Origin of the sequence: Pontitalea aquivivens (assembly GCF_046507575.1) — a bacterium.
GTDB classification, from domain to species: domain Bacteria; phylum Pseudomonadota; class Alphaproteobacteria; order Rhodobacterales; family Rhodobacteraceae; genus Pontitalea; species Pontitalea aquivivens.
The window spans coordinates 54,859-78,194 of sequence record NZ_JBKFEY010000010.1 but is presented as its reverse complement, the minus strand read 5'-3'; the positions used below and the strand labels follow the sequence as shown (position 1 = coordinate 78,194).

The 23,336-nt window shown below is 65.2% G+C and carries 24 protein-coding genes, 1 tRNA gene and 1 other RNA gene; 6 read left to right on the top strand and 20 right to left on the bottom strand.

Annotated features, from left to right (window positions below):
- Positions 1-162: 162 nt before the first annotated feature.
- From ACK8OU_RS12245 to ACK8OU_RS12190, 12 genes are all read right to left on the bottom strand, one after another.
- Complete coding sequence (locus ACK8OU_RS12245; protein ID WP_281708337.1) at positions 163-1,860, bottom strand: DEAD/DEAH box helicase; 1,698 nt, start codon at positions 1,858-1,860, stop codon at positions 163-165.
- Between the two features lie 12 nt (positions 1,861-1,872).
- On the bottom strand, positions 1,873-2,556 hold the full coding sequence (locus tag ACK8OU_RS12240) for a hypothetical protein (protein ID WP_281708338.1): 684 nt from the start codon (positions 2,554-2,556) through the stop codon (positions 1,873-1,875).
- Positions 2,557-2,569: 13 nt separating this feature from the next.
- The gene (locus ACK8OU_RS12235) at positions 2,570-3,463 is read right to left on the bottom strand and encodes an ATP-binding protein (protein ID WP_281708339.1); all 894 of its coding nucleotides are present in this window, start codon (positions 3,461-3,463) and stop codon (positions 2,570-2,572) included.
- Entirely contained in the window at positions 3,460-3,645 is a 186-nt protein-coding gene (locus ACK8OU_RS12230; RefSeq protein WP_281708340.1) for a hypothetical protein, read from the bottom strand. The genes ACK8OU_RS12235 and ACK8OU_RS12230 overlap by 4 nt, the downstream gene beginning before the upstream one ends.
- Complete coding sequence (locus ACK8OU_RS12225; RefSeq protein WP_281708341.1) at positions 3,642-4,136, bottom strand: hypothetical protein; 495 nt, start codon at positions 4,134-4,136, stop codon at positions 3,642-3,644. Before ACK8OU_RS12225 ends, ACK8OU_RS12230 begins: the two co-directional genes overlap by 4 nt.
- Positions 4,114-4,956 (bottom strand): hypothetical protein, encoded by an 843-nt coding sequence (locus tag ACK8OU_RS12220; protein WP_281708342.1) that lies wholly within the window; start codon positions 4,954-4,956, stop codon positions 4,114-4,116. Before ACK8OU_RS12220 ends, ACK8OU_RS12225 begins: the two co-directional genes overlap by 23 nt.
- On the bottom strand, positions 4,953-5,441 hold the full coding sequence (locus tag ACK8OU_RS12215; protein WP_410303698.1) for a hypothetical protein: 489 nt from the start codon (positions 5,439-5,441) through the stop codon (positions 4,953-4,955). Before ACK8OU_RS12215 ends, ACK8OU_RS12220 begins: the two co-directional genes overlap by 4 nt.
- A gap of 24 nt (positions 5,442-5,465) precedes the next feature.
- A complete protein-coding gene (locus tag ACK8OU_RS12210; RefSeq protein WP_410303697.1) occupies positions 5,466-5,813 on the bottom strand; it encodes a hypothetical protein in 348 nt (115 codons plus the stop codon).
- Between the two features lie 15 nt (positions 5,814-5,828).
- Positions 5,829-6,083: a hypothetical protein gene (locus ACK8OU_RS12205; protein ID WP_281708345.1), complete on the bottom strand. Its 255-nt coding sequence runs from the start codon at positions 6,081-6,083 to the stop codon at positions 5,829-5,831.
- A gap of 84 nt (positions 6,084-6,167) precedes the next feature.
- Entirely contained in the window at positions 6,168-6,713 is a 546-nt protein-coding gene (locus tag ACK8OU_RS12200; RefSeq protein WP_410303696.1) for an RNA polymerase sigma factor, read from the bottom strand.
- A gap of 290 nt (positions 6,714-7,003) precedes the next feature.
- On the bottom strand, positions 7,004-7,243 hold the full coding sequence (locus tag ACK8OU_RS12195; protein ID WP_410303695.1) for a hypothetical protein: 240 nt from the start codon (positions 7,241-7,243) through the stop codon (positions 7,004-7,006).
- Positions 7,244-7,355: 112 nt separating this feature from the next.
- Complete coding sequence (locus tag ACK8OU_RS12190; protein WP_281708784.1) at positions 7,356-7,874, bottom strand: helix-turn-helix domain-containing protein; 519 nt, start codon at positions 7,872-7,874, stop codon at positions 7,356-7,358.
- A 558-nt stretch (positions 7,875-8,432) separates the two neighbouring features.
- Between ACK8OU_RS12190 and ACK8OU_RS12185 the strand changes: the two genes are divergently transcribed.
- From ACK8OU_RS12185 to ACK8OU_RS12175, 3 genes are read left to right on the top strand one after another with little or no spacing between them, the layout of a single operon-like run.
- Positions 8,433-8,888: a DUF2924 domain-containing protein gene (locus ACK8OU_RS12185; protein ID WP_281708785.1), complete on the top strand. Its 456-nt coding sequence runs from the start codon at positions 8,433-8,435 to the stop codon at positions 8,886-8,888.
- Positions 8,885-10,207: a recombinase family protein gene (locus ACK8OU_RS12180; protein WP_410303694.1), complete on the top strand. Its 1,323-nt coding sequence runs from the start codon at positions 8,885-8,887 to the stop codon at positions 10,205-10,207. Before ACK8OU_RS12185 ends, ACK8OU_RS12180 begins: the two co-directional genes overlap by 4 nt.
- Positions 10,207-10,614, top strand: coding sequence for a hypothetical protein (locus tag ACK8OU_RS12175; protein ID WP_281708787.1), 408 nt, complete (start codon positions 10,207-10,209; stop codon positions 10,612-10,614). Before ACK8OU_RS12180 ends, ACK8OU_RS12175 begins: the two co-directional genes overlap by 1 nt.
- A 492-nt stretch (positions 10,615-11,106) precedes the next feature.
- On the opposite strand, the gene ACK8OU_RS12170 is transcribed toward ACK8OU_RS12175, so the two are convergent.
- Positions 11,107-11,196: transfer RNA gene (locus ACK8OU_RS12170), tRNA-Ser, on the bottom strand.
- A gap of 869 nt (positions 11,197-12,065) precedes the next feature.
- On the opposite strand from ACK8OU_RS12170, the gene ACK8OU_RS12165 reads away from it, so the two are divergent.
- Positions 12,066-13,166: an AI-2E family transporter gene (locus ACK8OU_RS12165; protein ID WP_410303693.1), complete on the top strand. Its 1,101-nt coding sequence runs from the start codon at positions 12,066-12,068 to the stop codon at positions 13,164-13,166.
- 100 nt (positions 13,167-13,266) lie between these two features.
- On the opposite strand, the gene ACK8OU_RS12160 is transcribed toward ACK8OU_RS12165, so the two are convergent.
- The 7 genes from ACK8OU_RS12160 to ACK8OU_RS12130 are packed head-to-tail and all read right to left on the bottom strand — an operon-like array spanning position 13,267 to position 21,411.
- Positions 13,267-15,669 carry a DUF3772 domain-containing protein gene (locus ACK8OU_RS12160; RefSeq protein WP_410303692.1) on the bottom strand — a complete coding sequence of 801 codons (2,403 nt, stop codon included), beginning with the start codon at positions 15,667-15,669 and terminating at the stop codon, positions 13,267-13,269.
- Entirely contained in the window at positions 15,669-16,700 is a 1,032-nt protein-coding gene (locus ACK8OU_RS12155) for a cysteine synthase A (protein WP_410303729.1), read from the bottom strand. The genes ACK8OU_RS12160 and ACK8OU_RS12155 overlap by 1 nt, the downstream gene beginning before the upstream one ends.
- 51 nt (positions 16,701-16,751) lie before the next feature.
- Positions 16,752-16,946, bottom strand: coding sequence for a hypothetical protein (locus ACK8OU_RS12150; protein ID WP_410303691.1), 195 nt, complete (start codon positions 16,944-16,946; stop codon positions 16,752-16,754).
- Between the two features lie 14 nt (positions 16,947-16,960).
- Positions 16,961-17,401: a TrgA family protein gene (locus tag ACK8OU_RS12145; protein WP_410303690.1), complete on the bottom strand. Its 441-nt coding sequence runs from the start codon at positions 17,399-17,401 to the stop codon at positions 16,961-16,963.
- Complete coding sequence (locus tag ACK8OU_RS12140) at positions 17,402-18,631, bottom strand: class I SAM-dependent methyltransferase (protein WP_410303689.1); 1,230 nt, start codon at positions 18,629-18,631, stop codon at positions 17,402-17,404.
- Positions 18,632-18,684: 53 nt separating this feature from the next.
- Positions 18,685-20,097, bottom strand: coding sequence for a cryptochrome/photolyase family protein (locus tag ACK8OU_RS12135; RefSeq protein WP_410303688.1), 1,413 nt, complete (start codon positions 20,095-20,097; stop codon positions 18,685-18,687).
- A 48-nt stretch (positions 20,098-20,145) separates the two neighbouring features.
- Positions 20,146-21,411: an aminotransferase class V-fold PLP-dependent enzyme gene (locus ACK8OU_RS12130; protein ID WP_410303687.1), complete on the bottom strand. Its 1,266-nt coding sequence runs from the start codon at positions 21,409-21,411 to the stop codon at positions 20,146-20,148.
- A 173-nt stretch (positions 21,412-21,584) separates the two neighbouring features.
- Between ACK8OU_RS12130 and ACK8OU_RS12125 the strand changes: the two genes are divergently transcribed.
- Together ACK8OU_RS12125 and ssrA are read left to right on the top strand one after the other, a co-directional pair.
- Positions 21,585-22,634, top strand: a complete 1,050-nt coding sequence (locus ACK8OU_RS12125) for an ABC transporter substrate-binding protein (protein WP_410303686.1) — start codon at positions 21,585-21,587, stop codon at positions 22,632-22,634.
- A 278-nt stretch (positions 22,635-22,912) separates the two neighbouring features.
- Positions 22,913-23,268, top strand: a transfer-messenger RNA (tmRNA) gene (gene ssrA, locus ACK8OU_RS12120).
- Positions 23,269-23,336 lie beyond the last annotated feature (68 nt).

Below are 23,336 nucleotides of genomic sequence, written 5' to 3'. Positions count from 1 at the left end.
GGTATGTGCGTTTGCCGCGAGACTTGTTCGGATCGAACCAGCCGAAGCCGCGCGTGCGCGATGTGCAGGCGGCGCAGAGCTGACCTCGCGGATGCCAGAGGCGATCAAAGCCCGGGCGATCCGCAACCTCTGCGGACGGGGATTGCATTTGCGCGACATGGCTCATGCAGCCTCCCGCGCGGTTGGTGCCGCAGCCATGATCAAGCTGCGGATTTCGCGCTTGTTGAAAGTGAAGGTCATCAGCGCCGAGGCCTTGTAGCGGGTCAGGCCGAAATCACTGCGCGCTTCGGGAGAGAGATATTGCAGCTGCTTGTCGGTGACGGGCTGGCTCAGCCAGCCGCGGGTCTTGAAGGCGCTCTCGTCGGTTTCATGCTCGTTGAGCCAGTCATCGGCTTGCGCGAGGCACACGGACCGCTCGCCGATGCCCAGAAGTCGGGTCTTGGTCCCTTTGCGGCCGCCGACCGCATACCATTGGCCCTGATACCAGAAGATGCCGCCCCAGGCCGTGAAGCCCGTGGCCATCAGCGCATCCTCGGAGGCGAAGAGATCAACCCAGGAGAAGCTTGAGCGCTTCAGCAGATCGATTTCTGTCATCACGAAGCCGGAGAGCGCGCCGCCCTGCGCCCCATCGCGGCTTTCGGGATCATCGTCTTCTTCGACCAGCGCTTCGCCGCAAATCGGGCACTCGCGGCAAGCCAGCGGGATATCAGCTTTGCAGGACGGGCAGGTCTTCGTCGGGGCCTCGCCGGTTTCCGTCTTGCCATCGAGATCGACATCCTGCTCCAGCGTGCCATGGGTCAGGCTCGAGGTGCCAAAATCCAGAACGATACAGTCGGTCTTGACGACGCCCGGGAATTCGACCGGATCGACCGTGCGCAGTCCCCGGCCCACCATCTGGATCATGGTCGATTTGTAGGAACTGGGGCGCAGCAGCACGACGCAGGAGGTGGGCGGATGATCCCAGCCTTCCGTGAGAACGGCCACGTTTGTGATGACGCGGATCTCGCCGCGGGCGAAGGCCGCCAGAATGTTGCGCCGTTCATCGCCGGGCAGATCGCCGTGGATCAGCCCCGTCGGGATGCCGGCCGCATTGAAGGCCTCGGCCACATGCACCGCATGCGCCACTGTCGAGCAGAACACGACCGTCGGGCGACCCGTGGCCTTGTCCCGCCAATGGCGGATCACCTCCTCGGTGATCGGCGCTCGGTCCATGATCTCGGCCACTTCCGCCATGTCAAAATCCGACACGGTCTTGCGCACGGCCTTGAGTTTGTCCTGCACGCCCACGTCGATGACGAAGGTCCGCGGTGGAACCAGGTGACCGGAAGCGATCAGCTCACCCAGCCGCACCTGGTCGGCGACATTGTCGAAGACCGCCCGCAGCCCCTTTTTGTCGCCCCGGTTCGGCGTCGCCGTGACCCCGAAGATGCGCGCCTCTGGATTGGCATCGCGCACATGATCGATGATACGATGGTAGCTGTCGGCGACCGCGTGATGGGCCTCGTCGATGACCAGCAGGTCCAGCTTCGGCATCGCAGTCAGGTTGCGTTCGCGCGTCAGCGTCGGGACCATCGCGAAGGTCACCTGCCCGCCCCAGGACTTGGTCGTGGCATCCACCACGGAGGTGGTGATCGCCGGATTGACCCGCCCGAACTTCGCGCGGTTCTGCTCCGTCAACTCGTCCCGATGGGCCAAGACGCAGGCCTTGGCATCGGTGTCGGCGATGCTTTCACCGGTGACGGCAGACAGCATAATCGTCTTGCCCGCCCCTGTCGGGGCGATGCCGAGCGTGTTGCCGCGGGTGGCGAGCGCAGCCAGGCTGCGCTCGACGAAGAGTTTCTGGCGGGGACGCAGTCGCATGGGCCGATCCCCTCACTCAGCCCAGCTGGGCCGCCCGGCAAACCCGGGGCTCGCTGGCGGCTGCGCCGGCGCTTGGGCGGGCTGTTGCGGGGCTTGCGGAGCAGTGCCATAGCCATGCCCCATCGGTGCTGCCTGTGGCGGCATGCTGGGAGGGGCATGGTAAGCCGCGGCGGGTGCGCTCGGCATGGTGGACGCACCGAGCCCCATCACAGACGCATAATCGCGATGGTTTGGAGCCAATGCGCTTTTGATCTCGTTCTTCTCATCCCCATTGGTGTCGGTGCCGACATCAATGCGGGCGACGAATTCCAGACCATCAAGCTCATGAAAGCCGGCAATCCGGCGCCGCGCCTGGGCCTCGGGCGAGTTGTCCTTGTCAGAAATCCCGCGTGCGGAGTTCAGGATGCCCCGGATCAGGCTGCGACCCATATTGGCCCAGTTCGGGCCATTGGGGCTGTAAAGCCCGATCATCGACCAGATCTTGCGCTTGGCGTAGGGCCCTTCGAGCACCGTGAATTCAGCATCGAGATAGACTGCGCCCGAGCCGCCGCGCTTGGCATAACCGCCGGTCCAGCCCTGGGCCGGATCGTCAAACCCGCCCGGGCGGATGGTCAGGCGCACCTTGGCGATCGTGCCCTTGGGAATCAGGTTGATGTTGGACTGCGCGTCGTTGAAATCGTTCCAATGTCCAGACATGGCTGGGCTCCTTTCAGCTCGATGGGGTGTCGGAAGGGGTGGTCTGCGCCGGAGATGGCGCGGGCAACTGTGGCGGCTGGTAGGTCAGGCGCCGTTCAGCGGGCACGAGGGGGCCGCGGATCTTGTCCATCAGCTGGCCCAGATGCGGGACCTCCAAGAGGTCAAGACGGCCGGACCGGTCCTTGGCCGGGTAGCCCCAGGCGTTCAGCGTCTGGCAGACGAAGCCGCGCTGAAGCTGGCCATCCTCGCCCTTGATCTCGGCCATGGTGATGACCTGATCGACGATGCCCGGAAGCTCGAGCCCGGTCTTTGACCCATCGATCTGGGGCACGAAGACCTTGCGATTGAAGTCATCGAGCTTCTCGTCGAGGATGCCCACGAACCAGACATTCTTGCCGCGCGTGTGCTGCAGATGGGTCAGCCAGGCGATCATCTCGCGCCCGTGCAGCCCGTAAGCGCCGCGCACATCGGGCTTGCCGGTCTTTTCCGAATGCGCTTCGGGCTGGCCCTTGCACCATTGAAAGCACAGGCGCCCGGCCACGGTGATCGAGTCGATGAAGACCGTGTCGTATTTGGCGAGGGCCTCAGGATTGCCGAACTTCTGGCAGACGGCCGCATAATGCGCGGGGCTATAGGCTTGATCATCGCGCAGCGCCGGGTTCGGCCCGCCGATGAACACCGCAAAATCCCGACATTCCGTCCAGGTCCGCGGCCGGATGGCGTCGATCGCCAGCCCCTCGATGGCCAGATCCCCAGCTTCGAGATCGAAGAACAGCGTGGTGGAGGCGTTGAGCGTCCAGAGCAGGCTGGTTTTGCCAATGCCCGACCGGCCGAAGATGACACCCTTGATGCCACGGTGCTCTGCCAGACGCTGGTCCGCGGTGATGATGGGAAGCGCGCCGGTCATGACAGCACCTCATTCTGCGCGGCAGCCGCCGGATCATTGCCGGTCACAGCCGCGTACAGCGCGTCGAGCCGGTCAGCTTCCTCGAGATATGCGAGGGCCTGACGCCGCATCGCGCGCCGCTTTTCTTCGAGCAGGGCGAGATCGGCTGCCGGAGTGTTGGGCTTGGGAGGCAGCATTTTCATTGCACTGCCTCCCCACCGAGCGCGGGGCCGCCCTTTGCCAGAATGGCATCAAGGCAGTCACCGAAGCTCCTGTCCGGGTGGTCGGCCCAGAACTGATTGGCCTGACGCAGAGCCTCGCGCCATTCACGCAAAGCCGCGCTATCATGGGCAATTTGAAGGTGCCGGATCTCGATGGCTCGCGCGAATTCTGCGCGGGTCAGTTGGCGTGTCGAGACCAGCGTCGTGCCCTCGAGGTCCATGGCAACTGCCACCGGCAATGAAAACGGCAGTTCCGGTTGCGCTGGGGTGGCTGCCTGTTCTGCCCTGAGCTTCAGGCGGCGTGCCCGCGTGTCGATGCGGGCGACAACGCCATCGATCCCAGCGAGATACTGGCCATCCGCATCGATATCGTCCCAGCGGTTAACTGCCGCCTGCCGCTTGTTGATCGCGCGTCCCGCGATCACTTCGCCGACGATCTCGGCGACAACGTCATTCAGTCGCATTTGTCCCATTTTGGACCTCCTGTTCGTAAAGGGTGCTGAAGTCGGTGAGCCAGGCCGCCGCGCGTCGGATCGGCGCGGTATCGATGGCATGGCGAGACGCGGGTGGAACGCGGCGCACCGCTTCGAGAGGGCTTGGCTGCTCATCGATGCGTTCGATGATCTCATCGATCCGGCCGCAGATCGCGCGGTCCTCTTGCGTCCCGAACACCGCGATCTGGCGCGCCCGCATCTCCGGCGTCAGCGGCGGCGGGCGGTTTTCCTCAAGGCGGCGGACGCTTTCATGAATGCGCTGCAGCCGGTCGAGCGAGCGTTGCAGACGATCCTCTGCCGCGCGACGGACCGCAGAGCGGGTCGGTTCCTCGCCGCGCTCGAGTTTTGCATCGAGGGTGCGGCGCACGATGCCAGGGTCAGCAGCTTCCGCGTCGCGCAGACGACGCGCTTCATGGATCTGGTCGCGGCGCAATCCGAGGTCGGTAGACGTCGCGGGAATACCGTTGCCGCCCACAACGGTTTTGGGACGCCCATCAGATGCAACCTCACCACGCGCTTGCGCGGCGTCATATTCATCGGCGAGGCGCCGCTTGGCGGCAGCCTCAATTTCTAGCGCATCGGCCTGCGCACGATGGGCGGCAGCGACAAGATCGTCATGGGTAGCTTTGGCGTTTTTGAGCCGCGCGACCCGTTTCGCGATATCATAGGCAAGGCCTGCTGCTTCGCGAGCTTCCAGAACCTCCGCCGCGGTCTTGGCGCTAGCCAGCATCGACGCGGCACGATCGATGAGACCCGGAAGGTTCTCGCTTGCCGCGGGAATAGGGGCGAGCTCTGTCATTTCTGCGCCTCCACCGGCTCCAGAGTGACCTTGAGCGTGCCGGTCTTCACGGTGCGCGCAGGCTCGAAACCCCTGCGCCAGGCCTCGGGCAGCGCTCCGTACTTGCGCTCCGAGACGGTCAGCTTGGTGTCAATGAAATCGGCCGGGTCCTCGCCGCTGTCGGCGATGTTCCGCGCGATCTGCGCCAGCAGGTCCTGATCCCAGTCGACGCGTTTGGGCAGATCCGCGACCACGGTGTAATCGCCATCGACCAAGCGAACCGTGCCGGTGTCTTTGCCGCAGGCGCGGCGAGCCTCGGCGGCACGGGTGGCGTAACGAACCTCAAGGGCGCTGTTGAACCGGGTAGTCGCGGCCTTCAGCTGCTTGCCGGCATGATCCAGTTCAGCCTGCAACGCGGCCAGCAACTCGACCGGCATCTGCGCCAGATCGCCTGTGGGCATGTTGAGCATGTCGTTGATGCTGGGGGTGTTTGCGGGATAGGTCATAGGGGCTCCTTTTCGGGGGATGGGTCAGGCCGCGACGTCTGCGAGCCGCTTCAAGGCGGCAGCGGACGCGGTGCCCTTGTGCGGGCGGGCGATTGCGACGTAGGTGAACAGGTCTGGGCCGATGCGTTCCTGTACGAGGTGCACGAGACCCTGCGCTTCGCACCCGAAGGCGCGGTCGCGTAGAAGCACCAGTTCGGCGCGCGCGTTCAGGTCCAGCTTCGACGTGAGCTTGTCGGCATCCACCGCGAGGTAGCCGCGGTGATATTCCAGCCGGTCGCCTGGTTTGGCTTGTGCCACCCAGGCGCAGAACCGGATTTCTGAGATCGGCTCCGTCTGCCGGATTGCGGCGGCGGCGGTCTTGCGCTGCGTCATGGCCAGGCCCTTCCGTCACGCTGCCGTCGACGGGCGCTTTGCCCCCATCGCAGCGGTGTTGTCGGGAGCCTGGGTCCAGAGCTGCGCGACGACCTGTGCGGCAGGGCCATCACCGCTCGAAAACACCGCCAGCAGCGGTGTGCCATCCTCGTGCGCACCCGCAGCCTCGATCCGAAAGGCCTCGTGCATCCGCAGGATCTGTGGCAATTCCCAGTGGCGATACAGGCCCGGGATCCGGACCATCTCGCCGTCTTGATCAGTCTCTTGCATCGGTCATCCGTCTCCAGAACACGGCCCCGATCCGGGCCATTCACAAACCAAAAGCCACCCGGGCGGCCCGAGTGGGACATCGCTTCAGAATTTTTCCTGGAGAGCTTCACGAAGGCGCCGGACGGCCCGCTGGTAGCGCTTGCGCGCTGCGTCCCTGGTCAGGCCCAGCTCGACGGCGGCCTCGGCCTGCGTAAACCCCTCGACCGCCACACGGATCACGATGACGGCGTCGTCGCCGAGCACCTCCCGCACCGCGTCCTCCAATCGCGCAGATCCGGCCGCGCCAATCCCGCTGTCGCCGCCATCCATGACCATGTCGGAATCGGTGTCGCTGGCGAGACGCGCGCGGGCCTGGTCTCGCTGTCGGGCCCGGATGATGTCGCGCTCGATGTTGCGCAGCACCGTTGCCGCGATCCAGTTGACGCGGCCGAGATGAATTGTGCGGATCGCTTCCGTCGCGCGTGCGAGCAGATCGGAGGCAATGTCCTCAGCAGTACCCATCCGGCGCGCGAGCGACCGGCGCCTGATACCATCCAGCCCGGGCCAGAGCGCGAGCAACAGCAGCGTCAACGCATGATCGGCGCACGGACCATCCGGTTGCGCGGCACGGATCAGCGCGATGAGAATCATATTCTTTTTGCCAGGGTCGCCATCGGGACGGTGCAACCCGTTCAGTAGGGCTGCCGGGTCGCCGAAGGGTTTCAGCGCGCTGTGGGATCGCCGTAGAAGGTCGAAGCTGCGCTGAAACCCGAATGTTGAAGTTGAAGCCGTGAGATGCTCACGGATCTCGTGCCATGCGAGACACATTGGACGCCTGCCTTACGGCCAGGCGTCCAGCGCCTTCTCGTGGCCAGGTCAGGACGTCGCGCGTCTCTGGATGAAGGGGAGATCGAGGGGAAAGAACGCGCTTTACAGCGCGTTCAAGCTTTCATTCGAGCATTCAACGCGCCGCAGCCGGGGCAGATCGCGTAGACCGGAAAGCCCACGACATAGTCGAGCGGCTTGCGACGGATCTGCATCTGAGAACCGTTGTGCTTGCCCAGCAAGCGCCGACAATCCTGACAACGCCAGTCATTGCAGAATGCGGAACCAGCGCCGTCACCTTGGCTGTTCCGATCATTTCCATGGCCATATTGACCGGGTCTGAAGTTGATGTTCATCGAGAGGCCTCCTTTCGGGCGGGGTTCATCAGGACAAGCGGATTGGATCAGAGCCACGCTATCAGCAGCTCCGTTTGGGTCTTCACCGGTGGCGCATGGCCTCCGAGAGGGCTTAGGCGGTAGAGTCGGCTTTCACGCCGGGTGTGCGGCGTCTTCCACCGCCCGGCATGGCGGCTGCCTTGCGTTTGCGTTTGCGCTCTTCGCGTTCAGCGATGAAATCCGGGGCAATTTCCGCAAGGCGCTTCACCAGACCGGACAGGTCGTAGCGATTGTTCTCCCGCCCCCCGGATTCACCATAATATGCGATGCGGGTCAGGAGGCCGTTCTCCTCCAGTTCCCGGATGTACCGCTGAACCTGCCGCTCGCTTATGCCGAGACGGTCCGACAGCTCTGCCTTGCTCGGATACGGATCTCGACTTGCATCCCACCAGTGCTCGATGATCTGAAGCAAGACCGCCAGCTGCGACGGATTAAGGCCCAGCCGGCGCTGAGCGCGCAGCAGGAGCGCGGGGACTGGGCAGTAGCCCATCTTCGTTACTGCCCCACCCCAGCGCGCGGCAATGGACTTTGACCCTTTACCTTTGGCGGAATGGGGATCGCCGTCGATGTTTTCTTGCTTTTGCTCTGCCATTTGTGCTCTCCTTTCCCCGCAAAATGATCGACCCTGCACCTCAGGGCAAGAGGCTGGCCATGGACATCCTTGACCACTGGGGAAGTGACAGGAGCGTCCATAGGGGAAGGTCGCACATGTCTCCTGAAGTAGCACGAATTTAGATAGACGAACCGTAAGGCAGATAAACAGTAAAATTGCCCGTAGACAATTCTGACCGGGGGTGCTCAGCCCCGAGGGCGATTTTTCTGACCAGAGGGAGTGGCGACCGACGCCTCACATGCCGCTCTGCTGTCCACGTTGTCCCATTTCGTGCCTTCGGATGGCTTTTCCTCTCCAGAAGCCGCTCGCTGCGAGCGGCGAAGAGGGAACAACCGCAATGCACAGACCAAATCCTATTCATCCCGACCGGATGACGGCCCATGAGCGGAGGGCCGAGCTGTATGCCCTGCTTGCAGGGGCTGTGGTGCGCCTGATCGACCGCGATCGCGGGCAGCTATCTCGGGCAAAGGAAGATAGTTCGCTACACTTTCAACGCAAACAGAGCGGTACTGCGGTTCCAACTCACCGGAGATCCGCATGATGACACATGAACCAATCCTTGCCCGCCTGGCCGCCCTGAAGGCAATGTCGGTCAACGAACTGAAAGCCGAATGGCAAGCGCTCTTCGACGCGCCCGCCCCCAACAACAGCCGCAACTTCCTGGAAGGCCGGCTGGCGTACCGCATTCAGGAGCTGACCTTCGGCGGTCCTGACAAGCAAACACGCCGCCTGCTCGATCTGCTGGCTGACGAGGTCGAGGGCACGCTGAAGCACAAGGCGCAGATTGCCGACCCCAGAAACCCCGTGCTGGGCACAAAGCTCATCCGTGAATGGGACGGTGTCGCCCACACTGTCACGGTGCTGAAAGACGGGTTCGACTGGGAGGGCCGACGCTACAAGTCACTGTCCGCTGTGGCGCGTGCGATAACCGGCACACGCTGGAACGGCTACCGCTTCTTTGGCCTGCGTGAGCGGAAGCGGGGTGAGGCATGAAGGATCTCGCTCAGAAACCCGTGCGCCGCCTGCGCTGCGCCATCTACACCCGCAAGTCGAGCGAGGAAGGCCTCGAGCAAGAGTTCAACAGCCTTCATGCGCAGCGGGAGGCTTGCGAGTCCTATATTGCCAGCCAGAAATCCGAAGGCTGGGCGCTGGTCCGCGATCAGTATGACGACGGCGGCATTTCCGGTGGGACGCTCGAACGCCCCGGCCTCAAGCAGCTTCTGGCCGACATCGAGGACGGCCTGATCGATGTCGTGGTCGTCTACAAGATCGACCGGCTGTCGCGGTCACTGATGGACTTCTCGAAGCTGGTCGAGGTGTTCGACCGCAATGGCGTGACCTTCGTCTCAGTCACTCAGTCCTTCAACACCACTACCTCCATGGGGCGGCTGACGCTGAACATTTTGCTGTCCTTCGCCCAGTTCGAGCGTGAGGTCACCGCTGAGCGTATTCGCGACAAGGTGAAGGCCTCGCGCATGAAGGGCATGTGGATGGGCGGCTATGTGCCCCTCGGATACGATGTCGTCGACCGCAAACTCGTGGTGAACCAAGAGGAAGCTGCCAAGGTCCGCAAGCTGTTCGAGCGTTTCGTCGCGATTGGGTCAGCTACGATCCTCGCCCGGGAACTTCGCCGCGACGGCATGCGCACCAAACAGGGCACGCTCATCGACAAGGGCTATATTTACCGCCTGCTTAACAACCGCGTCTATCGCGGCGAAGCGGTCCACAAGGGCACAGCCTATCCCGGCGAGCACGAGGCCATCATCGAGGCCCGGCTTTGGGACCAGGTGCATAACATTTTGGGGGAAAGCCCCCGCAAGCGCGCGAACAACAGCCGGACGCAAACCCCGGCGCTGCTGAAAGGACTGCTCTTCAATGCAACCGGTGCGGCTATGACGCCTTCCAGCACCAAGAAGGGGACGCGCCGGTATCGGTATTACGTGTCGATGGATATTCTGAAGAGCCGCGATACGCCTGAGGACGGCATTCCTCGCCGCCTGCCAGCGGACACCGCCGAGGCGGCAGTGATCACCGAAATCTGCCGCATTCTGCGCACACCGAACACAACAGCGCAGGTTATTGCCGGATTGGATCGCGAAGACATCCCCGAGGCAGAAGCCATCGCCGCCCTGCAACAGTTCCCGCAGCTTTGGGAACAGCTGTTTCCTGCGGAGCAGGCGCGGATCATTCAGTTGCTTGTCCGGCGCGTCACTGTGAGCGCCGAAGGGCTTGTCATCGACCTGCGCACCGATGGCATGGCCGGCGTCATGCGCGATTTGATGACGCCGCGCCGGCTGGAGGCAGCTGAGTGATGTCTGACACAGATACCATCCAGATCTTCGTGCCGCTCAAGCTACGCAGGAAAAACGGACGGCCAAAGATCATGCCGCCTGCAGATTACCGGCCGTGCGAGGATCAGACCCAAGACCCGCACATCCTGCGCGCGATCGGCCGGGCGTGGGCGTGGCGGCGACGCATTGAGGCCGGCGAATTCGGCACCGTGCGCGATCTTGCCATTGCCGTGAACCTTGCCGAGCGCCATGTCAGTCGGCAGCTGCGGTTAGCATACCTTGCACCAGAAGTCCTCAAGGGGATCGTCTACAAGCGAGCACCTATTGCCGTCACGCTGATTCAATTGACGGAGTGCGCGGCATTGCCGTGGGCGGAACAGGCGGAGGTGGTGTTCGGAGACCAAGCGCAGATGGCGCTTCGCTCATGAGTCTTTCGCCCTGCCAGAAAAAACAAAGCCCGCGGGCGACATACCTGCGGGCAAACTTCGATGATTATTATTGGCTACGTCAATAGGGCTAGGATTGTCAATCCATGAAATGCCCTGAAAACAGAGCGTTGGCCGCGTCCACGCGAACAACTGCAACACTGTCGTACCGGATTGAAAGCAACTCGCGCTGTCATTGTCACCGCTGAACGGCCGCCGCCCGCGCGACCGTCTCTCGGATTCGTATCTGTCTCCGATGCCGTTTATCACTCGAAAAGGGCGCTCGCCAAAAACCCACAAGGCACTATAATTAATTTATAATTTATCACCGCCCCACCAACAGCTCAGGGCGCTCGAAAAGAGACACAGGGCTGTCAGAGACCGATTTGGAGCGTTCTGCCAGTCTCCGAAGGACGGCGGCAAAAGCTAAACCCCTTTGAAACAAAAGGAAAAAAGGCCCCATCAGGGCCTTTGGACAGATTCGGCATTTGAGTGTGGCGGAGAGAGAGGGATTCGAACCCTCGAGACGGTTCCCCGCCTACACACTTTCCAGGCGTGCGCCTTCGACCACTCGGCCACCTCTCCGTGGAGCGTTCTCTAACCGCAAACGGGCGGGTTGCGCAAGGGGGCGATCGTGGGAATTGCGGATTTGCGGTGGGGTGTATCGGGGCGCCGCGGGGCGTCTGGCGAAGGCATACCGCTGAGCCGTGTCCGGGGGGGGGCAAGCCAGGCCAGGCCGGGCCGGGGCGCCGGTCCGGGGCGCGCGGGACCTGTGCGGGCTGCTTGTCGGCAACCATCCGGCCTGGCCGTGGTTGCGCGGCTTTGGCGGTGGGTTCGGCCCCCCGTTCCACGGGGGCCGTTCCGGCAGGTGCGACAGTGGCATGTCAGGCAGACGCGGCCGTCGGCAAGAAGCCGGGTAAAGGCGTCCCGGCGGCTGTCTTCGTCGAGCATGTAACCGATGGGCCTGGCGCCGGGGTTGTGCCTCGACATCCGCGCGTGCCCCGCCCGCAAAGGCCGGTCGTCGCGCAGGCCGGTCCAGAACCATGCCATATGGTGCCGCCCCTGGCCATCAGCGGCCCGGTCGTGCCATCGGCGTGCGGCCGTTCCGCCGCAAGGACATGGGCGCGGATCAGATCGCGGATCGGCTGCCGCGGCCCCTTGCCAGCGTCACGCCATGCGATGGCCTTTCCAGATGATCCGGGCCTTTCCGTCATCCGTCCAGCGGCGTCGGCGCGCCCCGTATCGAACGCCGGCCAAACCTGAAGGCGGGGGGCTTCGCGTACGTTCATACGGACACCCGGCAGCCAGAGCCATGAAACACGCTCATGACGGGGCCTTGGCGCAGGCTTACGCTTGTCATGGGCGGGCGCGGACCTTACCGTGGCGCGGCGCAAGCGGGCGCGCGGGCGGATAACGGCAGGGATTGGCCCTGCAAGGACGGAATGGCACCGAAGATGAAAGACAACAGCGGGCCGGATGTGCTGCGCCGGGCGCCCACGATGCGCGAGACGATGCGCCTGCCCACGATCCTGCTGGGGCTGATAGCCTTTGCGCTGGTGCTGTTCTTGCTGGTCCAGGCGCGCTTCATCCTGATTTCGCTTGCGATCGCGATCATCCTGTTCTCGCTGACCTCCGAGGCGATCAATGCGATCGCGCGGGTGCGGATCGGGCCGATCCGGGTGCCCAACTGGCTGGCCTCGGTGGTGGCGCTGGCGCTGATCGCATCGGGCCTGCTGACGGCCAGCGCGATCCTGCTGGCGCAGGCCAATGAGGTGGTGACGATGATCCTGGCCTATGCCGGGCCCGCGCAGCGCGCCATTGCCGAACTGTTCCGATGGATGGGCGAGGATGTCGAGGCGGCGGTGCTGACATCGATCCAGAGCATCGAGATCGCGGGCTATCTGACGGCGATGGCCGGGCAAGCGTCAAACCTGTTGTCGGCGACGGTGCTGATCATCCTGTTCGTGGGCTTTCTGTTCGCCGAACGGGTCTGGTTCCATGCCAAGCTGGAAAACCTGCTGGGCGATCACGCCCGCGCCGAGCGCGCGGCGCGCACCGTGGGCACGATCATGCGGCGGGTGAACCATTACCTGATGGTCAAGGCCGCGGTCAGCGCGGTCACGGCGACGGTGGTGTTCTTCATCTTCAAGCTGGGGGGATTCGGGTTGGCGATGCCGGTTGCGGTGCTGACCTTCGCGCTGAACTTCATCCCCTCGATCGGGTCGATCATCGCGACGGGGGTTGCGGCGCTGGCGGTCTATATCCTGACGCAAGAGCCATCCTCGGCGCTGGGCATTCTGGTGTCGGTGGCGATCGTGCAATTCGTGATCGGCAATGTCATCGACCCGATGCTGATGGGCAAGGCGCTGCGGCTGTCGTCCTTTGGCATCATCGCCTCGCTGGCGTTCTGGGGGGCGGTCTGGGGCCTGCCGGGGATGTTCCTGGCGGTGCCGATCATGGTGGCGCTGATGATCGTCTGTGCCCAGTCGCCAACCTTCCGTCCCGTCGCGGTGCTTTTGTCGCGCGAGGGTCTGCCCGAGGACCACCACGGCTGATGGCGCGCGCGGCCCGGGGGCGCTGCCCCCGGACCCCCGGGATATTTCCGCAAATCCGAAGGCCAGAGGGTGCGCCTTTCGCCCACCATCGGCGGCTGTGTCAGCCCGGCTGGTTTTCGGGGGCCGGGTCGGGCTTGGCTTGCCCGGCGGGGCCCGATGCGGCCGCGCGCAAGGCATCGGGATTGCGCAACCAGATATCGCGCTGGGCGAAGGGAATCTCGATCCCTTCGGCGGCAAAGCGGGCGGCGATTTCGTGGTTCATGTCGGATTTGACCGAAACGCCGAAATTCACATCCGACAGGATCGCGCGGATTTCGAAATTCAGGCTGTCGGCGCCGAACCCGGTGAACAGCACGCGCGGCGGCGGGGCCATCATCACAAGCGGATTGTTTTCCGCGATCTCGGTCAGGATCTTTTCGACCCGGCGGGTATCGGTGCCATAGGCCACGCCGACCGGCACGATCACCCGCCCCGTCAGGTTGCCCCGCGTCCAGTTCGTGACCTGCCCCGAGACCAGATCGGCATTGGGCACGATCACCTCGGTCCGGTCGAAGGTTTCGATCCGGGTGGAACGCACCGAAATCGCCCTGACGGTGCCCATCTGGCCGCCGACCTCGATCCAGTCGCCTTCGGAAATCGGGCGTTCGATCAGCAGGATGATGCCCGAGACGAAGTTCGACACGATGTTCTGCAGGCCAAAGCCGATGCCGACCGACAGCGCCCCCGCGACGATGGCCAGCGACGACAGGTCGATCCCGGCCGAGGAAATCGCCAGGATCGCGGCCAGGAAGATGCCCAGATAGCCGACCCCGGAAACGATGGCGTTCTGCCCGCCCTTGTCCAGCCGCGTCTTGGGCAGGATCGAGCTGCGCAAGCCCCCCTGCAGCAGCCGCGTGATCGTGAAGCCGATGCCGAAGACCACCACGAAGGTCACGAAGACCATGGGCGAAATCCGCACCCCCCCCAGCGAGACGCCGGCTTTCGCCCGGGTCCAGAGTTCCACCAGGTCCTCGGGGCGCGCGCCCCAGATCAGCGCCAGCACCGGCAGCGCCAGAAGGATCAGCACGAAACCCGCCACCACCGGAACCAGATCCTCGGCCAGGCGATCCTCGCGCCGGGTCAGCACGCCGTAAAGTTCGGCCACAAAGCCCTGCAGCAGGCCCACCACCGCCAGCACCGCCAGCGTCAGGATCGCCGGCCAGATCAGCGCATCGGCCGCGCTGACATAGCCGATCAGCCCCAGCGCGGGCGCCACCACCGCGATCACGATCGTCGCATTGCCGAGCCACGCCATCAGCTTGAGCCGGAATTCGGCATCCTCGCCCGCGCGGGTCGCCGCCACCGCGCGCCGGCGCAGCAGCTGCCCCATGCGGAACAGCGCCAGGGCGGCGAAGACCTGCAGCGGCACAGACAGCACCGCCAGCGCCGCATCCGCGCGCAGCGCCACTTCCTGCGCCTTGTCCGCCGCGATGGTCCCTGCCCCGCCCAGATAATCCTGCGCGCGCGGCGCGATCCATTCCTGCAGCAATCCGTAAAGCGCCAGCGCCAGACCCATCGTCAGCGCGTGAAAGCGGCCCTCGCCCCGCGCCTCATCGGGCAGCGCCAGCGCGCCCGCGCCCGCGCCAAAGACCCGCGCGCCCAGCCACCAGCCCGCCAGAACCACCAGCAGCAATCCCGGCAGGGCCCCGAACAGCGCCAGCAGGATCGGCCCGAACATCCCGGTCTTTTCCAGCGCGGTGACCAGCATCAGCGCGCCCAGGAACGGCAGCACCACCTGCCCCAGCGATACCAGTTCCGAGATCAGCCCGCGGCCGCGCATCTGCGTCCGGGCCAGAAGCCATTGCGTCAGGCGGCCCATCCAGTGCCCGCCCCGCGTCAGCAGCACCCCCGCCACCAGCACCAGAACCGCGACCAGCGGCGCATTGTTGCGCAAGGTTTCCAGGTTGATCGGCCGGGTAAAGCGCCAGATGGTTTCATCATAGATCCACGCGCCCATCCAGCGCACCAGCGATACCGCGGCGGGCCAGTTGACCGGATTGGCAGGCGATGGCGACAGCCGCAACAGCTTGTCGGCCTGGCGCTCGCGCACCAGCCGGTCGATGCTGCGGATCAGGCCATCGGCCTCGGTCGCGGCTTCGGCGGCGGCGATGCGGGGCGCCTGAAGGCTGGCCAGCGTCCCGGCCAGTTCGGCGCGCCGCGCCGCGATCGCGGGATCTTCGGTTTCGCCTTCCGCGGGGGCCGGGCCCAGGGCCTCGATCTGACCGCGCACCGTCTCGATCCGGTCGGCATTGACACCCTGCGCCGCGGTGAAAGTGTTGCGCCATTTCACCACATCGGCGCGCAGCTGCGACAGGCGTTCGTCGCCAATGACGGTGTCATCCACCGCCTGCCGAACGGTCTGCGCCTCGCGTTCCCAGACGGCATAATCCGGGGCCTGGACCTCTTGCGCGGTGGCGGGCAGCGCCAGCAGCACAAGAACGGCGGCAAGCCGCAGCAGAGGCATCATCCCTCATAGACCTCGGGGATGGCGCGGCCCGGACCGTCCAGCCACGCGGGCACCGGCAGGCCCTTGGCGCGCAGGAAATCGGGGTTGAACAGCTTGGATTGATAGCGCGTGCCGTAATCGCACAGGATGGTGACGATGGTGTGCCCCGGCCCCATTTCCTGCGCCATGCGGATCGCGCCGGCCACGTTGATGCCGGACGATCCGCCCAGGCACAGCCCTTCATCCGACAGCAGGTCAAAGACCACGGGCAGCGCCTCGGCATCGGGGATGCGGAAGCTCATGTCCGGGCGGATGCCTTCCAGATTGGCGGTGATGCGCCCCTGCCCGATGCCTTCGGTGATCGACGAGCCTTCGGCCTTCAGCACGCCTTCGGTGTAATAGCTGTGCAGTGCAGCACCTTCGGGATCGGCCAGGCCGATCTGCACGCCCCTGGGCTGCAGCGCCATCGCCACCCCCGCCAGCGTCCCGCCCGAACCGACGGCGCAGATGAAGCCATCGACCTTGCCCCCGGTCTGGTCCCAGATCTCGGGGCCGGTGGTTTCCACATGGGCCTGGCGGTTGGCGACATTGTCGAACTGATTGGCCCAGATCGCGCCATTGGGTTCGGTTCTGGCCAGTTCGGCGGCCAGGCGACCGGAATAGCGGACATAGTTGTTGGGGTTGGAATAGGGCGCCGCCGGCACCTGTACCAGTTCGGCCCCGGCCAGGCGCAGCATGTCCTTTTTTTCCTGGCTTTGCGTTTCCGGGATCACGATCACCGTGCGAAAGCCCATCGAGGCGCCGACCAGCGCCAGCCCGATGCCGGTATTGCCCGCCGTGCCCTCGACAATCGTGCCGCCGGGCTTCAGCAGGCCGCGCGCCACCGCATCGCGGATGATGTAAAGCGCGGCGCGGTCCTTGACCGACTGGCCGGGGTTCATGAACTCGGCCTTGCCCAGGATCGTGCAGCCCGTCATTTCCGAGGCGCGGCGCAGCCTGACAAGCGGGGTGTTCCCGATCGCCTCGGCCAGATCGTTGCAGATGCGCATGGGGTGTCCCTCTTCTGTTCGTGTGGTCATGGTCATGCCGTTTGCCAAGACTTAGGCCCTGGGGGCCAAAGCCTCAACCCCCTGCCCCCGGCCCCGGCGACAGATCATCACCCGGATCGCGGCCCGGATCCGGGCGCAGTTCGGGGCGCAGTTCGGGGCGGCCACGCCATCCGCGGCCCGCCCCAGCACCCGCGCCAGAAGCGGCGGATGGCGCAGGGTGCCATACAGGAAATACCGGATCGTCAAGCCGTGCCCGCCCCTCAGACCCAGCGCCGATGCGCCCATTCCGAGGCGATGCCGGCAAGCGCGCCACCCAGGAACAGAACGATCACCACATCGGGCCGCAGCGCGGCGGCCCCCATGTCCAGGCCCTGCCCCACAATGTCGGTCAGCGCCTCGAACGGGCCATCATAGCGCATCCGCACCGACCAGCGGATCATCTGCAGCGTGCCCAGGAAGAACAGCACCAGAATGACCAGATAGACCGAGGCCCGCATCCCCGCCTGCGCCGCAAGCCACATCCCCCGGCCCACCGACCGGCCGATCACCTGCCAGCCCAGCAAAAGCCCGATCGAGGCCGCAGTCAGCGGCAGCCGCCCGCCCCCCGCCACGCCCGGCAGGTATTGCAGCACCAGCGCGCCGGTAAAGAACCCCGCCAACGCCAACGCCACCGCGGCAAAAAGTTTGGCTGCTGTCGGCATCTACCCCCCGGGCCTTTCATAGCGGAATTGCGTCACATCGCAGTTTCCGTACTCAAAGGCACCGGCGCAAGAGGCAAGATAGAAATTCCACATCCGCCGGAAGCGCGCATCAAACCCCATCGCGGCGATTTCGGGCCAGCGGGCATTGAAACGTTCGTACCAGACGCGCAGCGTGCGCGCGTAATCGCGCCCGAAGGACAGCCCCCCCAGGGGCCGCAGCCCCGCCGCCTGCGGCAGGGATTGCATCTTCGAAGGCGGCGGCAGCATACCGCCGGGGAAGATGTATTTCTGAATGAAATCCGGGCTTTGTCGATAGATCTGAAAACGCTTTTCCTGCACGGTGATGACCTGCAGGCAGGCCTTTCCCCCGGGCCTGAGCCGGTCGTGGACCACATCGAAACAGGTGGGCCAGTATTTTTCGCCCACCGCCTCGAACATCTCGATCGAGGCGATGGCGTCGAACTGGCCGGTGGTATCGCGGTAATCCTGCAGGCGGATTTCGACCCGGCCGGCCAGGCCCGCGCGCGCGATGCGGGCCACGGCATAATCGTGCTGGGCCTGTGAAATCGTCAGGCAGGTCAGGCGCAGCCCGCGTTCGCCCGCGGCATATTCGGCAAAGCCCCCCCAGCCGCAGCCGATTTCCAGGACATGCGCGCCCGGCGCGACGTCCAGCGCATCGACCATGGCGGCGTATTTCTGGCGCTGCGCCTCTTGCAGGTCATCGGTGCCGCGATAAAGCGCCGAGGAATAGGTCATCGAGGGGTCCAGCCAGAGCGCGTAGAAATCATTGCCCAGATCGTAATGCGCCGCGATGTTGCGCCGGGCCTGCGCGCGTGAATTGCCGCGCAGCCAGTGGCGGAAGGCCTCATATTTGCGCAGCAGGCCCAGGCCCGGAAAACCGTCATACAGATCGTCATTGTCGGCATGGATCAGATCCATGAAGGCCATCAGATCGGGCGAGGACCAGCCGCCATCCAGATAGGCCTCGCAAAAGCCCAGATCGCCCTCGCGGATCAGGCGGGCGAAAATGTCGGGATCATGCACCACCACCTCGGCCTGCGGCCCGGGTGCGGCGGCGCGGATGCGAAAGCGCCGCCCGTCGGGCAGGACGAAATCCAGCTGCCCATGCGCCACCCCGCGCCCCGCCACGGCAAAGACCCGCGCGAACCAGCGCGGCAGGTTCTTCTGCCCCGCGGTATCGGTCAGCACCTTGGCATCCATGTCGAACATCTGCGTCCCCCTTGAGCGTTTTCAACCGGATACGCATGGCGGGCGTGCCAGGTTCACTTTTCGCGCGCCGCATAGGCAGTCAAAGCCCGCTTGCGCCCTGCGTCAAGGGAAATCCGGCGCACGGGATAGCTCTGGTCCGGCGAAAGGCCCCAGGATTTCGGGCAGGCGGCAAAGAATTCCAGCGCCTCGGGGGCCGGCGAAGGCCGCCCCTCGGCGATGAACTTTTCCAGATAACCACCTGTCTTGTCGAATTTTTCCGCCTGCCCCCCGGGGTTGAACACGCGAAAATAGGGGGCCGCGTCGGGGCCGGATCCCGCCACCCATTGCCAGCCCATCGCATTGGCCGCCGGGTCCCAGTCGATCAGGCAGTCTTCAAACCATTTCAGGCCCACGCGCCAGTCGGTCAGCAGATGCTTGGTCAGGTAGGATGCCGCGATCATGCGCGCGCGGTTGTGCATCGTGCCGGTCACATACATCTGCCGCATGGCCGCATCGACAAAGGGTTCGCCGGTCATGCCGCGCCGCCAGGCCTCGGCATCGTCATTGTCCCCGCGCCAGGGAAAATCCTTCCATTCCGCGCGCCAGTTGTCCTGGGCCAGATCCGGGAAATGGTGCAGCAGATGCCAGGCAAATTCGCGCCAGACCAGTTCCTTCAGGAAATGTTCCGCCCCCGCAGCACCTTCCTGCAGCGCGCGCCAGCCCGCATGCCAGACCACCCTGGCCGAGATTTCACCCAGCGTCAGGTTTTCCGACAGGCCCGAGGTGGCGGGTTCCGCCGGAAAGTCGCGCCGGTCCTGATAGCGGTCGATCCGCCCGCGGATGAAACGGTCCAGCCGGTCCAGCGCCGCCGCCTCGCCAACCTGCGCGTGGCGCGCGACCACCGCAGCGCCCCGCCGCAGCGCCCCGCCCATCCGCCAGTCTTCCAGACTTTCGCTTTCTGGCCAATGGCCTGGCGCACGAAGCTGATGAATCGCCGGAAGCGCGGGCAGAACCTCACGTCCCTTGACCGCGCGCCAATAGGGCGAATAGACCCGATAGGGCCCGCCCGCGCCGGTCTGCACCGTCCAGGGTTCGAACAGCAGGTGCCCGGCAAAGCTCTGCGCCGCGATGCCTGCCGCCTTCAGCGCGGCCTTGACGCCGGTGTCGCGCGCAACCGAGACCGGATCGTAAAGCCGCGACCAACAGACCGCCCCCGCCCCGGTCTGCGCGACCAGCGCGCGCAGCACGTCCAGCGCGGGGCCGCGCCGCAGGATCAGGCGCGACCCGATCCGGTCCAGCAGCCCCGCGAAATGCCCGACCGCCGCCCCCAGCCGCCATTTCGGCGCGGCGCCCAGCGCCTCGACCGTCTCGTCATGGATAAAGACCGGGATCACCGGCCGCCCCGTCGCCACGGCGGCCGCCATGGCCGGGTGATCGCTTAGCCGGAAATCCCGCCGCAGCCACAGAAGTATCGGTGTTTCGCCCATCGCCTGCCCCCAGGGTTTCCGCTTTTACGCACCGCCCGGGCGGCTGGATCACCGCGCCGGCAGGCCCGCGCGCTGTGCGTCCAGCACCGCATCAAGCGCGCCGATCAGCCGGGCCACATCCTCGGGCGTGGTGTAATGCACGAAGGACAGCCGCAGGACGCCCGCGTCCGGGTCGACGCCCATCGATTCCAGCGGGCGGCGGGCATAGAAATGCCCCCCCGCGCAATCGATGCCCCGTTCGGCAAGCGCCGCGGCAACCGGCGCGGCCGGCCCGCCCAGCGCCAGCGCGAAGGTGGGCGCGCGGTCCCCGGCCGAAACGGGGCCAAGCAGGCGCAGCCCGGGAAGGTGGTGCAGATAGGTCAGCAAGGGCTGCATCAGCCGGGTTTCCTGCGCGCGCATCAGCCCGTGCACCCGCGCCGCGCGCAGCCGGGCGTCGGGTTCAGGCGCGAAATGATGATCGTGCAGCGCATCGATGTAATCGGCGATGCCCGCGCAGGCGGCCACCTGGGCATGATCGGGACCGGCGGGCGTAAATCGCTTCCACAGCACCTCGGCGTTGAACCAATGCGCCTGATTGGGCAGCCGCGCACCAAGATCACGGCGGATCACCATGATGCCCTGATGCGGCCCATAGGTCTTGTAGGCCGAAAACAGGTAGATATCGGCGCCCAGCGCGGCCACATCGGGCAACCCATGGGGGGCATAGCTGACCCCGTCGACACAGGCCACCGCGCCTGCCGCATGGGCCATCGCCACGATCTCGGCCACCGGATTGATCTGCGCCACCACGTTGGAACAGTGCGGGAAACAGACCAGCCGGACCCGCCCGTCGGCCAGCAAGGGCGCCAGCTGCGCGGGGTCCAGATGGCCGGTGTCGGGGTCGATGCCCCATTCGCGGATCTCGATCCCCGCCTCGGCCAGCCGCCGCCAGGGGCCGGAATTCGCCTCATGGTCCTGGTCCGTGACCACGATCGCCTCATCCGGGGCCAGCGCGCCGCGAAAGGCCTGGGCCAGCACATAGGTATTGGCCGTGGTCGAGGGACCAAAGCTGACCTCATCCCCGGCCACGCCCAGCATTGCCGCCAGCCGCTGGCGCGCCTCATCCATCTCGGCCCCGGCCGCGGCCGAGGCGGGATAGGCCGCATAGGGCTGCACCTTGCGGGTGCGATAGAACCGCGTCAGCCGGTCGATCACCGGCGCACAGGCAAAGGACCCGCCGGCATTCTCGAAAAAACCCCGCTGCGCGGCCACCGGATCGGAAAAGGCGGGAAAGTGCCGGCGCACGAAACGAAGATCAAGGGTCGGGATGGTCATCAGCTCTCCTGCACGGCGTAGGCCGGGGTTGATTTGCCCCGGGTGCCACGACAGTTGCGCAAAGCATCGGCAAAGGTCAATCACACCCGTGCCGATGGGCCGAATGTGGCTTGCCCGGACCTGCGCCAGCGTCTAGCGTCAGTGAACAACCCAAAGCTTTCAACAGGGAAATCATGCGCAAGTCTTCGCTTCTTCTGGCCAGTGCCGCCGCCTTCGCCCTTACCCTGCCCGCACGCGCCGCAGATCCCGACCTGCTGGTCTTCGACTGGGCCGGTTTCGAGGAAGAGGGCCTGTTCGCGCCTTATATCGAAAAGCACGGCACCGGCCCCAGCTACACCTTCTACGGCGATGACGACGAGGCCTATCAAAAGCTCGCCTCGGGTTTCAGGGCCGATGTCGCCCATCCCTGTTCGCAGATGGTGTCGAAATACCGCGACGCCGGACTGATCGAGCCCTGGGACACCAGCCGCATCCCCGAATTCGCCAATCTCGACCCAGACTTCCTGAACAGCCCGATCTTCAAGGACGATGCGGGCGTGTGGTATCTGCCCACCGACTGGGGCGTGACCGCCATCGCCTACAACCCCGACCAGGTGCCGGCCGAGGATGTGGCCTCGCTTTCGGTCTTCACCAACCCGAAGTATCAGGGCCGCACCTCGATGCCCGACAGCTCGGACGATGTCTGGGCACTTGCCTATCTGGCCACCGGCGTGACCGACTGGACCGATGTCAGCGAAGAACAGTTCGCCGCCGCCGCCGCCTGGCTGCGCGAGGCGCACAAGAACATCCGCTCCTACTGGTCCGATCCGGCCGAGATGTCGCAGATCATGGCCTCGGGCGAGGTTCTGGTGGCCTGGTCCTGGAACGACGGCGTCGCCTACCTTCAGGATGACGGCTACCCCGTCGCCTTCCAGCGCGAGGCCACGGAAGGCTCGTCCACCTGGTTCTGCGGCTTCGTCAACCTCAAGGACGGGCCCGGGTCGGAAGACAAGCTTTATGATTTCGTCAATGCCTGGCTGCGCCCCGAGGCGGGCCCCGAGTTGCTGGATGCCATCGGCTATGGTCACACCAACACCGCCGCGATGGACCTGGTCCCCGCCGCGGACCTGGAAACCGCGGGCCTGACCGATATCGACGCGCCGATTCTGGCCCAGACCCCGAACGACCCGGCACTGCGCGAACGCCAGCTGGCGGAATTCGAAAAGATCAAGGCAGGCTTCTGATCCCGCCGCGATCGCAGACCACAGGGGCGTCCCCGGGCGCCCCTTTTTACTGCCCTCCCTTCGGCCTTGCCGAAATATCCTCGCCCTTCGGCCTTGCCGGAATATCCTCGCCCTTCGGCTTTGCCGGAATATCCTCGCCCTTCGGCTTTGCCGAAATATCCTCGGGGGTGAATTGGCCGCAGGCCAAGAGGGGGCAGACAGCCCCCTGCCCGCCCGCCGCGCGCGCCCCGCCCGCCCGGCGTTTGACCGGCGTTTGACGGGCGTTTGACGGGCGCCCGCCCCTTGCATGCCCGATCCCGCCCCCCTATATTCGATCTGTCCGGGGCAACCCGGACTATGGACATAAACGCGCACGGAATAACCGGATCGGACCCGGGGGCGGTACCCGGCGGCTCCACCAAAGCACCCTCGTTGGGGGCAAATGGGGCCGAAACAGGATCGACGAACGTCTAAAGGTGTTTGCTTTGTCTCGGTGAGCTACCACCGTTATCGGTGCAAAAAGTACAGTTGCCAACGACAACCGTGCTCCGGTCGCTCTGGCTGCGTAAGCAGCTCGGGTAACCGAAACCTTAAGCCCTTGTGCCTAGCAGCCCAAGGCGGGGCCCGCAGGAGCCTGGCAACAGAATCCTGCACCTTCCCCCATCCCCCTTGCGGCCCGCAACCTGTCACCGGCGGGCGTTAACGGCTTTGCAAACCCTCTGT

Excerpts from the sequence above, each read along its gene's own strand:
- ACK8OU_RS12245 (WP_281708337.1), bottom strand. The coding sequence starts at position 1,860 with ATGCGACTGCGTCCCCGCCAGAAACTCTTCGTCGAGCGCAGCCTGGCT.
- ACK8OU_RS12240 (WP_281708338.1), bottom strand. The coding sequence starts at position 2,556 with ATGTCTGGACATTGGAACGATTTCAACGACGCGCAGTCCAACATCAAC.
- ACK8OU_RS12235 (WP_281708339.1), bottom strand. The coding sequence starts at position 3,463 with ATGACCGGCGCGCTTCCCATCATCACCGCGGACCAGCGTCTGGCAGAG.
- ACK8OU_RS12230 (WP_281708340.1), bottom strand. The coding sequence starts at position 3,645 with ATGAAAATGCTGCCTCCCAAGCCCAACACTCCGGCAGCCGATCTCGCC.
- ACK8OU_RS12225 (WP_281708341.1), bottom strand. The coding sequence starts at position 4,136 with ATGGGACAAATGCGACTGAATGACGTTGTCGCCGAGATCGTCGGCGAA.
- ACK8OU_RS12220 (WP_281708342.1), bottom strand. The coding sequence starts at position 4,956 with ATGACAGAGCTCGCCCCTATTCCCGCGGCAAGCGAGAACCTTCCGGGT.
- ACK8OU_RS12215 (WP_410303698.1), bottom strand. The coding sequence starts at position 5,441 with ATGACCTATCCCGCAAACACCCCCAGCATCAACGACATGCTCAACATG.
- ACK8OU_RS12210 (WP_410303697.1), bottom strand. The coding sequence starts at position 5,813 with ATGACGCAGCGCAAGACCGCCGCCGCCGCAATCCGGCAGACGGAGCCG.
- ACK8OU_RS12205 (WP_281708345.1), bottom strand. The coding sequence starts at position 6,083 with ATGCAAGAGACTGATCAAGACGGCGAGATGGTCCGGATCCCGGGCCTG.
- ACK8OU_RS12200 (WP_410303696.1), bottom strand. The coding sequence starts at position 6,713 with ATGATTCTCATCGCGCTGATCCGTGCCGCGCAACCGGATGGTCCGTGC.
- ACK8OU_RS12195 (WP_410303695.1), bottom strand. The coding sequence starts at position 7,243 with ATGAACATCAACTTCAGACCCGGTCAATATGGCCATGGAAATGATCGG.
- ACK8OU_RS12190 (WP_281708784.1), bottom strand. The coding sequence starts at position 7,874 with ATGGCAGAGCAAAAGCAAGAAAACATCGACGGCGATCCCCATTCCGCC.
- ACK8OU_RS12185 (WP_281708785.1), top strand. The coding sequence starts at position 8,433 with ATGATGACACATGAACCAATCCTTGCCCGCCTGGCCGCCCTGAAGGCA.
- ACK8OU_RS12180 (WP_410303694.1), top strand. The coding sequence starts at position 8,885 with ATGAAGGATCTCGCTCAGAAACCCGTGCGCCGCCTGCGCTGCGCCATC.
- ACK8OU_RS12175 (WP_281708787.1), top strand. The coding sequence starts at position 10,207 with ATGTCTGACACAGATACCATCCAGATCTTCGTGCCGCTCAAGCTACGC.
- ACK8OU_RS12165 (WP_410303693.1), top strand. The coding sequence starts at position 12,066 with ATGAAAGACAACAGCGGGCCGGATGTGCTGCGCCGGGCGCCCACGATG.
- ACK8OU_RS12160 (WP_410303692.1), bottom strand. The coding sequence starts at position 15,669 with ATGCCTCTGCTGCGGCTTGCCGCCGTTCTTGTGCTGCTGGCGCTGCCC.
- ACK8OU_RS12155 (WP_410303729.1), bottom strand. The coding sequence starts at position 16,700 with ATGCGCATCTGCAACGATCTGGCCGAGGCGATCGGGAACACCCCGCTT.
- ACK8OU_RS12145 (WP_410303690.1), bottom strand. The coding sequence starts at position 17,401 with ATGCCGACAGCAGCCAAACTTTTTGCCGCGGTGGCGTTGGCGTTGGCG.
- ACK8OU_RS12140 (WP_410303689.1), bottom strand. The coding sequence starts at position 18,631 with ATGTTCGACATGGATGCCAAGGTGCTGACCGATACCGCGGGGCAGAAG.
- ACK8OU_RS12135 (WP_410303688.1), bottom strand. The coding sequence starts at position 20,097 with ATGGGCGAAACACCGATACTTCTGTGGCTGCGGCGGGATTTCCGGCTA.
- ACK8OU_RS12130 (WP_410303687.1), bottom strand. The coding sequence starts at position 21,411 with ATGACCATCCCGACCCTTGATCTTCGTTTCGTGCGCCGGCACTTTCCC.
- ACK8OU_RS12125 (WP_410303686.1), top strand. The coding sequence starts at position 21,585 with ATGCGCAAGTCTTCGCTTCTTCTGGCCAGTGCCGCCGCCTTCGCCCTT.